This is a genomic window from Methylobacterium sp. WL120 (assembly GCF_008039465.1).
GTDB lineage: Bacteria > Pseudomonadota > Alphaproteobacteria > Rhizobiales > Beijerinckiaceae > Methylobacterium > Methylobacterium cerastii.
Window position 1 is genome coordinate 1 of record NZ_VRUT01000180.1, and the last position, 8,496, is coordinate 8,496.

At 58.9% G+C, this 8,496-nt stretch carries 5 protein-coding genes, 3 pseudogenes and 1 other annotated feature; of the genes and pseudogenes, 3 read left to right on the forward strand and 5 right to left on the reverse strand.

Features of this window, described 5'->3' with window-relative positions:
• The 4 genes and pseudogenes from FV229_RS23130 to FV229_RS23150 form a co-directional block, all read right to left on the reverse strand.
• Positions 1–897 (reverse strand): annotated as a pseudogene (locus FV229_RS23130) (hypothetical protein); the annotation flags it as partial.
• Between the two features lie 13 nt (positions 898–910).
• Positions 911–2,647: a trypsin-like peptidase domain-containing protein gene (locus FV229_RS23135; RefSeq protein WP_147754209.1), complete on the reverse strand. Its 1,737-nt coding sequence runs from the start codon at positions 2,645–2,647 to the stop codon at positions 911–913.
• Between the two features lie 390 nt (positions 2,648–3,037).
• Positions 3,038–4,050 (reverse strand): annotated as a pseudogene (locus FV229_RS23145) (IS630 family transposase).
• A 198-nt stretch (positions 4,051–4,248) separates the two neighbouring features.
• On the reverse strand, positions 4,249–5,139 hold the full coding sequence (locus tag FV229_RS23150; protein WP_147754210.1) for a hypothetical protein: 891 nt from the start codon (positions 5,137–5,139) through the stop codon (positions 4,249–4,251).
• A gap of 1,033 nt (positions 5,140–6,172) precedes the next feature.
• Between FV229_RS23150 and FV229_RS23155 the strand changes: the two genes are divergently transcribed.
• The gene (locus tag FV229_RS23155; protein WP_147754211.1) at positions 6,173–6,649 is read left to right on the forward strand and encodes a hypothetical protein; all 477 of its coding nucleotides are present in this window, start codon (positions 6,173–6,175) and stop codon (positions 6,647–6,649) included.
• Positions 6,650–6,777: 128 nt separating this feature from the next.
• Positions 6,778–7,557: a GDSL-type esterase/lipase family protein gene (locus tag FV229_RS23160; protein ID WP_147754212.1), complete on the forward strand. Its 780-nt coding sequence runs from the start codon at positions 6,778–6,780 to the stop codon at positions 7,555–7,557.
• A 21-nt stretch (positions 7,558–7,578) separates the two neighbouring features.
• Here FV229_RS23160 and FV229_RS23165 read toward each other — a convergent pair whose 3' ends face one another.
• Positions 7,579–7,758 carry a hypothetical protein gene (locus tag FV229_RS23165; protein WP_187275259.1) on the reverse strand — a complete coding sequence of 60 codons (180 nt, stop codon included), beginning with the start codon at positions 7,756–7,758 and terminating at the stop codon, positions 7,579–7,581.
• Between the two features lie 204 nt (positions 7,759–7,962).
• Here FV229_RS23165 and FV229_RS23170 point away from each other — a divergent pair.
• A pseudogene (locus FV229_RS23170) lies at positions 7,963–8,334 on the forward strand (IS3 family transposase); the annotation flags it as partial.
• Positions 8,071–8,187 (forward strand) — a sequence feature (AL1L pseudoknot). (Overlaps the previous pseudogene by 117 nt.)
• Positions 8,335–8,496: the final 162 nt, after the last annotated feature.

Below are 8,496 nucleotides of genomic sequence, written 5' to 3' on the forward strand. Positions count from 1 at the left end.
CACCGGGGACGGCGGCGGCACCTCGCCGCGCCTCTCGGGCTGGGGCGGGATTGGACACGAGGCCGGGCAATTCGCCGCCTTGAGCACGAGGGCCCGCTGGTCGGCCTCGATTTCGTTCTGGATCCGGCTGAGTTCGAGGCGTACGTCCGTCTGGGCGGTCTCATCCACCCGGCACCCATTCGGCAGGAGTCTTTGGAGGATCGGGGCCCATGCCGGCACAGTAAAAGCGCAGGCGCGTAGCAGCAGGCCACCGCAGATCAGCAGGAGCGCCGTAAACAGAAGCCAGAGCAGCGGCGCAGCCATGCTGCGCGACCGTCTGGCCGTGAGCGGCGGCGGAGGGGCTTCCGGGCCCTTGGGTTGCTGGCCCGGCTGCTGAGCCGCCGCGCTGGCCATCGCAGATGTTACGGATGGACTTCCCGCGACGGTAACAAGCCCTGAGGCGACCTGAAGCGGGGCGCGGTCGCCCACCATCCGCAGGCCCCAATTTACGAGCACCGGCCGATCGTCTACGACCCAGACCGGTTCGCCGGGGGGGCGTTCCAGGGCCTTCTCGATCAACCGGCCTAGATCCGCTGAGGCCGGTCCCGCGGCTTTTAGATCCTCCGCTAGCTTGCGGATGTCGGCCTCGATCTGGGCGAGGCGGCCCTCAATTGGGCCCTGCCGCTCGGGCGAAAGATCCCGCAGCCGGCAGGTCTCCCCAACGCCGTCTACGAACCACGCGGTCTGGTCGCTATCCCCGCCGAGGGATTGTTCCGGCCGTGAGAAGACGAAGGCGTGGTCGGGGGACAGCCGGGCAGCGATCTCTGCGACCATCTGGTCGTATTGGGTGCGTAGCTTCGGATCGACCAGTTCCAGGCCAGTCCGACGCGTGATCGCGATCGCGGTGGTGTCGCTCATCGCTCGATCCTGTTTACGGCTTAGGCCGGGACAGAGAACGCGCGTCCCTGGACGGCGACGCGGGTGCCGTGGAAGCAGGGGCCGAAGGCGGCGAGGGAAAATTCGTGCGCGCCGTGGTGGTCGGCTGACACGCGCTCTCGTCGATCGGCAGCGACAAGCCGTTGGCCGTTAGGAACCGACGCAGCCCGGCTGCGCCTAACGCGTAGAAGGCAGAGATCGGTACCCGGTCGTCGACGCGCACGAAGGTGTTTACCCCGACCACCCGTCCGCAGAAATCAATTAGCGGACCGCCGCTGTTGCCCGGCGAAATGATGGCAGAATGGATTACCAGCGTCATAGCGTCGTCCTGTCGCTGGGTCGCGTTAATGTCACCGCGGCTGTCGGTGGGTGTGACCTCTTGCAACGCCGCTCCGTCGCCAGCTAGCGCCCGCGCAAAAGCAGGGTTCGTGGCCTGGTGGAGACCCGGGAAGCCGCTCGCCACCACGGGCTGAAGTTGCGGCGCGCTGCTCGTTAGAATGAAGGGTAGGACGCTGGCCTGCGGTGCAACCCGTAGCAAAGCGAAATCATCGAACTCGCCGTTCCCACTCTCGGCGACGATCCGGGCGGGCGTGACGCCGACATACTTCGAGACGACGTAGACCGTCCCCTGGCCACCCTCGATGACATGCCGGTTAGTGACGACGAGGTCGGGAGCAATGAAAAACCCGGTTCCCTGCGAGCCGTCCCTTAGGACGAGCGCGACGCCGCGGGCCGCCCTGGAGGGCAGGTCCGTAGGGTTCGTAGGCGGCGGCGTGGCGATGAGCGGCGGCATTAGCGGCGTCTCCGCAGGCGGCTGCATGGCCGCGGCGCTGCCCGGGGTGATTGGACCAGGCAGGCTGGCGGGCGGCGCGACCTGGACGTCTCGGGGAGCCGGCGCGATCACGCTGCCGAGGCCCGCCCGCATGTCGCTGCATTCGCGTTCGAGCAAGGCCTTCAGGTCCGCCGATCGCTTGCGAAGCGACTCAAGGATCGCCTGCGTGATCTCCCGCTTCGCGCCCGGCACCGTATCCAGAATGGGATACCGCAAGACGCCGGGGATTAGCAGCACGATAGTCGAGATCGCGGCAAAAATTGTCGCCACCAGCGGCGCCCGAACTGAACCAACAGGTTTGACGCGCGCCACGCGGGTCGGTGCTGCCGCGCCCGCCTCAACGATCGTGGACTCCGCGTCCGGGAAGGCTTGCCGCCATTCCGGACGCGAGATAGGCGGCAGCGCGATGCCAAGCGCGAAGGGCTCAAGCCCGGAGGCGTAGAGCCGCAGCCGCGCTTCCCTGTCCTGAAGCGTCGCAAGGGGCATTGTTCCCCAGCCCACCAGAACCGGCTCGCCTCCGACGCTGACAATAGAGTCGGCAGAAGGAATATTGAGTGAGGCGGCGAAGAACGGCCCGAGGATGGGATCGGATGATAGTACCGAGAGTGCCTTCGCCCGCCCCCCGAGCGTCCGCTTGACGGCAGCTGTCGAGCCCGGATCGAGGTCGTCAAGGGGCTGCACAACGCCGTCGAAAATACAGAACCAGTCGATTCGCGATTCCGCGACCCCGTTCCCACGCGTCAGCCTTGGCTCTGCCAAGAGCCCAGCGGCGTCGCGCCCATATCGCTCTTGAATGACACCGGTGAGCAGCCTGTGGCGCTCGATGATCGGCTGGCCGTCGATCTCAACGAGCGCGATGCCCCGTAGCGTCTGTGAACGGACAAAAAACTGCGCAGCCACAGACCCAACTTCCCTTCTCAATCGTCACCTGCGCATCGCGAAGCTGCGCGGTCAAGCTTGCATTACCGACTTTTTTAGTCAATCCATAGCAAAAATATGTGCCTACTTAGTTGAGCATGCAGCGTCACTGTTATCTAATTACAACAGATCGCAATAATTGTAGCAAATCCTTCACTGAAATAATGACGCAGGCAGAACGGGCGAATTGATGGTCCTCGCCGAACGGTACCACGCCTATTCCCCAATCCTTTTGCCCTCTGCCCGACGAGGCAGATGTTAGCCCAGTGAAAGAAATTTCAGCAGAACCACTTTTCTGGTGCCTCATCTTATATCAACCCTCACTGATCAGAACCCATGGGCCCATTGGCGCAGTCCGATGGACATGATGCGTCAGGGTTGTGCGATGAGCTTGTTCCAGGCGTCGCAGCAGTGATTGAGGATGTCGTCGTAGGATTGGAAGATCCGGTTTCCGAGCCAGTTGTCGCGAAGGAACTGCCAAAGGTTCTCGACCGGGTTGAGTTCGGGTGAGCGCGCCGGCAGGGGCAAGAGGGTGATGTTGTCGGGAACCGGCAGCTTTATGGTGGTGTGCCAGCCGGCTTGATCGAGCAGGAAGACGGCGTGGGCGCCAGGAGCCACGGTCGCCTAAATCTCTTCGAGATGATGGGCCATCGCTGCCGTGGTGCAACGGGGCATGACCAGGCCTGCGCCAACGCCACGGGCCGGGCAGATCGCCCCGAAGATGTAGGCTGACTGCGTGCGCTGATCTTTGGGTGCTGCGGGTCGCGTTCCACGCTTGGCCCAGCGCCGGGTCAGGGTGTTCTTCTGGCCGACACGGGCCTCGTCGCAGAACCAGACCTCTACCGGCTTGCCGCCGACAGCCTGAGCGATGTCCGCCAGACGGTCGGGGAAGTCTTTTTAAAAACAGCCGCGGCGTCCGGATCCTGGGCGTGATGGCGCGGGCGGGCGGAGAGCTTGCGGTAGCTTATGGCCCGCAAGACCCGGCTCAAGGTCTGCTCGGAGATCGACACGCCGTGATCCTCGGACAGGATCTGGGCCAGATCGCACAACCGCCAGCGCACCACACCGTGTACGGCCGGCGTCGGTCCCTGGTCGACCAGCGCCTTGAGGACATCGCGCTGGTCGGCGTTCAGGCACGGACGGGCCCCGGGGGCCTTGCCGTCGATCAGCCCGTCCGGTCCGTCGGCGTTGAAGGCCACGACCCAGTCGCGCACCGTCTGCAGCCCGACCCCGCCGATCTCGGCCGCCTCCGAGCGCAGACCACCCGCGGCGATCACCGACAGCGCCAACAGGCGGCGGGTCTGCGCCGGATCACGCGAACCCTTGGCCAGACCGCGCAACGCCTCGGCATCAAAGTCCGATCGCAGCGGCACCGGAGCAGCCATCGCATCCTCCTCAGGCTCCAAACCCAAGGAAAGAATCACGCCCGAGATCCCGACACTACCCCGCGTGAGTCCTGCTCAGCGAGGCTTGGTATTAGCTATTGCGAAAGCTCTGGATCAATCCAGGGCGACAGACGACTTCGGGATGTGGCGCATTCCTGGACTAAGTCATTTCGCATATTCGTGCGTTTTGCTTCGTATCTATTCGCATCTTATTACGCCATTGAAATTGAAGGTGCGGCAGGTCGGGCTTCGCGCAGGTTTGTGATTAGGGATAGATTGAGGTCGCATAGGCCTCGGCGGAGGCGGTGGAGTGCATTCATCAAGGAACGTCGAGGCCTCCCGTACGTAACGGCCATTCGGATATTTCGCCTTGTAGCCCTCACGGGACTTTATAGCCTGACAGGACTTCATGGTGTTCTGGAAGGTCTGCTGCTCCAAACCCGCATCGCGCTTCGCTCGAAAGCCTTGCGCATATGGCCATCGGTGCATCGCCTTCGTGCATCCTTCGATCGGCCCCGCTAGGCTCGCGGTCCGGGCTTGGGCGGCGCTCGCGCGGATCGCGATCTTGTTGCAGGGATCATCAATCCGATCGAAGTGATGGGGATCGAGGAAGTAGAACGTTCTCGAAAGATCCTTGCTGGTTACGACTTCTAGCGATCCGTCCCGCCCGCCGCTTCGAAGCTTGTTTGCAAATTGCTCGAAGGTGAGGCCTTCCACCTTCATCGCTTCTGTTACGCGAAGCACAAGATTCTCGCCTGTCATCCCCCCCCTTCTTGTAGCGCATAGAATACTGACCGGGACCAAGTAGAAATCTGCACTTAAATTGGATACTTCGGTCGTCCCGCTGCAATCGTCCAGCACCGCGACGATCTCCTTCGGCGAGGCGGCCGCTAGGCGGCGAAACAAGAACGACAGCCGAATCGCTTCGGCATCAATCGCCGCAGTACCGTCCGCGACGACTGGCGAGATATCTGAGGGCAGAAGGAACAGGTCGCCATCGCGCGCCTGGACGCGGCCAGTCACGACCACGGCGACTGAGGCTCCATTTGGAATACCAGCAACACTCTTCCGAATTTCCTGGTCCAGCATCGGCCGGGACTGTGGTTCGATTAGGAGTGTGTCGAAACCGAGATCGCTTAATGGCATGGCGTAAGTTAATGCGTCCTCATCCCAAGAACGGCTTACTCTGCGGTTCGATACGGGTGAGACAATTACCACGGCTCTTTTTGGAGCTACTGTCGCATCAGGCACATCCGATGGTGACCAACCCGATCCCGCCCGGCCAGTGATCTGTGCCAAAGTAGGTGTTGCCATTCCTGCCAAGGTCAAGAATATAACGATCAGAGCCAATCGAGTCATGCGAACGGAATGCTTCGACTTATAAGGCGAATTGCTTGCGGCTGATGGAAACACGACGCCGAACCGACTCGATAGACATAAGGCCAAGTCCATCAAAAAACTTCGAACTGTGTCACGCGTAGAGTGCCAATTAAGCACACTATAATGACTTACGCGTGACCCTGACGCCACACCACTCCTCATATCGCGAAAAACTCGGAAAATATTGCGGGTCGGCAATCATCAGGCTTTTACAGCTCCACACTTCCGGCTACCTTGGCCATCGCCATGCGATAGACTGCGTCACAATTAGTTTTTTGAAAACAGTCGATAGACGTCGGACTTATGGCGAAGCAGTTGAAGGAATGAGAGTATGAAAAACATTCACACTATCGTCCTCGTACCTATGCTGCTATTTGTGACAATTGCTACGGCTGCAGCTGCACCGGTGACTAAGTTGTCCACAGCGCCTTTACGAATGACGTCCTACCGGCATTTTGCTGAAAGCGATCCGTATCCGCCGGGTTGCCGGAACAAAGAAAGCTTCGATGCGTGCGCTCTAGAGGGGGCGGGCTGCGATGCGGGCTCCCGCCGCGCCTGCCGTGAGATCTGTGAAGGTCTGTGTGACGACTGATCGGACGGTCAGTGCTGGGTAAGGCTGCCCTGATCTGCACAACTGATTAATGATATGACCCAGCTGCGCCAGATGCGAACCGAAGCATTCTGCTTATCTTCTAATATCTTTCTTAGAATCTTACGGTGCAACATGTTGCGTAATATTTGTATGGCCATTGCGCTGACTGTTGCGACCATTCCCCAATACGCGATAGCCTTGGAAGGCTTTGGAGGTCACACGATCGTCGCCAAGCTCAAAACTCTGGTGCGCATGTGCCGACTCAATACTGGAGAATGTACCGACGTCGAAACGCCGAGCGAAATTAGCGTCTATTTTGGCACCAAGGGGATGGTCTACATCTATACGAGCGGCAGCGGCGGCCTAGAAATCCCGCTCGGTACCTGGTCCAGCGATAAAATGGGTCATATAGTTAGATGGAGCTTAACTGGAGGACGTGCAGTTTGGGAAGCGTCTAGCGAAAGCAAGTACACCAATACTATAGTCTTTATTAGGAAAAATTCTTCATGCGTCGTAAAAAACTATTGGTCGAGCAGCAATCCTGGCATCCATTTAGAGAGCCGAGGCGTTGATGTTAGTTACTGCAATGTCAAGCCTGGCAATCAACAGGGTAATAATCTAAAATGAAGATGTAGGTTGCCCGACACGGTATCGCATTGTTGTGTGCTATCAACCTCCGGCAATTCTTATCTGATGCCGAGGTCCAGTAAAATAGAAAATGCAAGAATACAAGCCGCATGAGTGAGATCTAGAAAATGTCACAAGTGCAGCAGATAGAAACTATAGTGTCTCATCGCATCAGAGCGTTATATTTAATTTCACCAAAACTAGCGATTTATTTGTTAGGTTATATATTTAATTTAATTTTATATACACAGTCATTGGCGCACGCAGGCAGTTGTTTTTTTGAAGAAACCTCCATCCCCAAAATGCCATTTAGGCAAGTTCAGATTGAGATTTTCAATCAAAAGATCGCATCCCTGCCAGATTCTCAGGATGCCGTCTTTGTTGGAGATTCATTGGTCCAATTTTGGCCACACGATTTAATGGAGAAATCCGTCCATAGCAGCAGGGTCTTTAATTTTGGCATCGGTTTAGACCGTACCGAAAATGTGCTTTGGCGATTGCATGCTCCACAACTCACGAAGTTGCGCCCGAAGAAAGTTGTGATCCTCATCGGTGCTAATAATCTGCGAACAGAGAACAGCGCTTGCGCCATTGCTTCTGGCATTGAAGCAGTAGTAGAGAGAATCGGGGAAGTTTGGCCTGAGGCGAGCCGCATTCTGATTCAAGTTCTGCCGCAAGGGGAACGCTTCTTGTATCGGGACGAGGATCGTCAGCAAACAAATATGATAGTCAAAAGACACTTACAAGGCGCAACGGATGTAAAAATCTTGAATGTTGACAATGAAATTACTTGCAATTTTGCGTCATCATGCGAGAATTATCAACAAGACCGAATTCACCTTAATCAAACTGGATACGAGATCCTAAGCAAGCTCGTAGCTAATATAATCAGGCCTACATCACGCTAATCCACTGCTGTTCAGCGTTCTTTACAGGCCTTTATAGGCCAGGATGACGTCCGGATCGATCGCGGCCGTCCAGAAGGTGTGGGCGATGTTTTTGACGCCGTTAGCCCGCGCGATGTTGAGGGCATGACTGCGCAGCCGTGCCATGATGCCCGGATTGACCCGGATCAGGCTGGCATCGTCGGCGAGGGTGACATCGCGCATCCAGTGGCTTCGGTTCTCGATCGGCCAATGGTTTTGGATGGCGCTCGCGAAGGTCTGGACCGATAGCATCACGGGCACGGCGTAGAGCGAGGCCTCTCGGCGTCTCGTCCATTGCCCGGTCGCGGCGGAGCGGAGCAACGTGTCGCGTTCGACGCATACGATGGCCGCGATCAGTGCGCTCCATGGCGTGCCGTCGAGCGCCGATCCGGCCGCGTAGACGGTGGCCCGAGCACGGACGAACGCGAGCGGGTCAAGTCGCTGGCGCGAGAACCGCGAACTGCGACAGGCCAACGAGATCCTCCGGAAGGCGTCGGCGTATTTCGCGATGGCGGAGCTCGACCGCCGGTCGCGGACATGATCGCGTTTATCGACGACCATCGGGCCGTCTATGGGGTCGAGCCGATCTGCAGGGTGCTGCTGATCGCTCCGTCGACGTACCATGCCTATGCCGCGCGGCGTACCGATCCCGGCAAGCTGCCGGCACGGGCCAGGAATGACCCGACGCTGATGATCGAGATCTGGCGCGTGTTTGAGGCGAACTTCCACGTCTACGGGGTGCGCAAGGTCCGGCGGCAGCGGAAGCGGTGTCTGGAGCCGCCCTTTTTGATGAACTGACGATGGTGGAGGCTGACGGTCCCTGGTTCGGATCGTTTTGTGTCTATGCTTGAGGATATGGTCGAGTTGCCGCGGTCGGTCCGCCGGCTTGAGGTTGTCACGGGCGTGGGCAGTCGTCGGCGC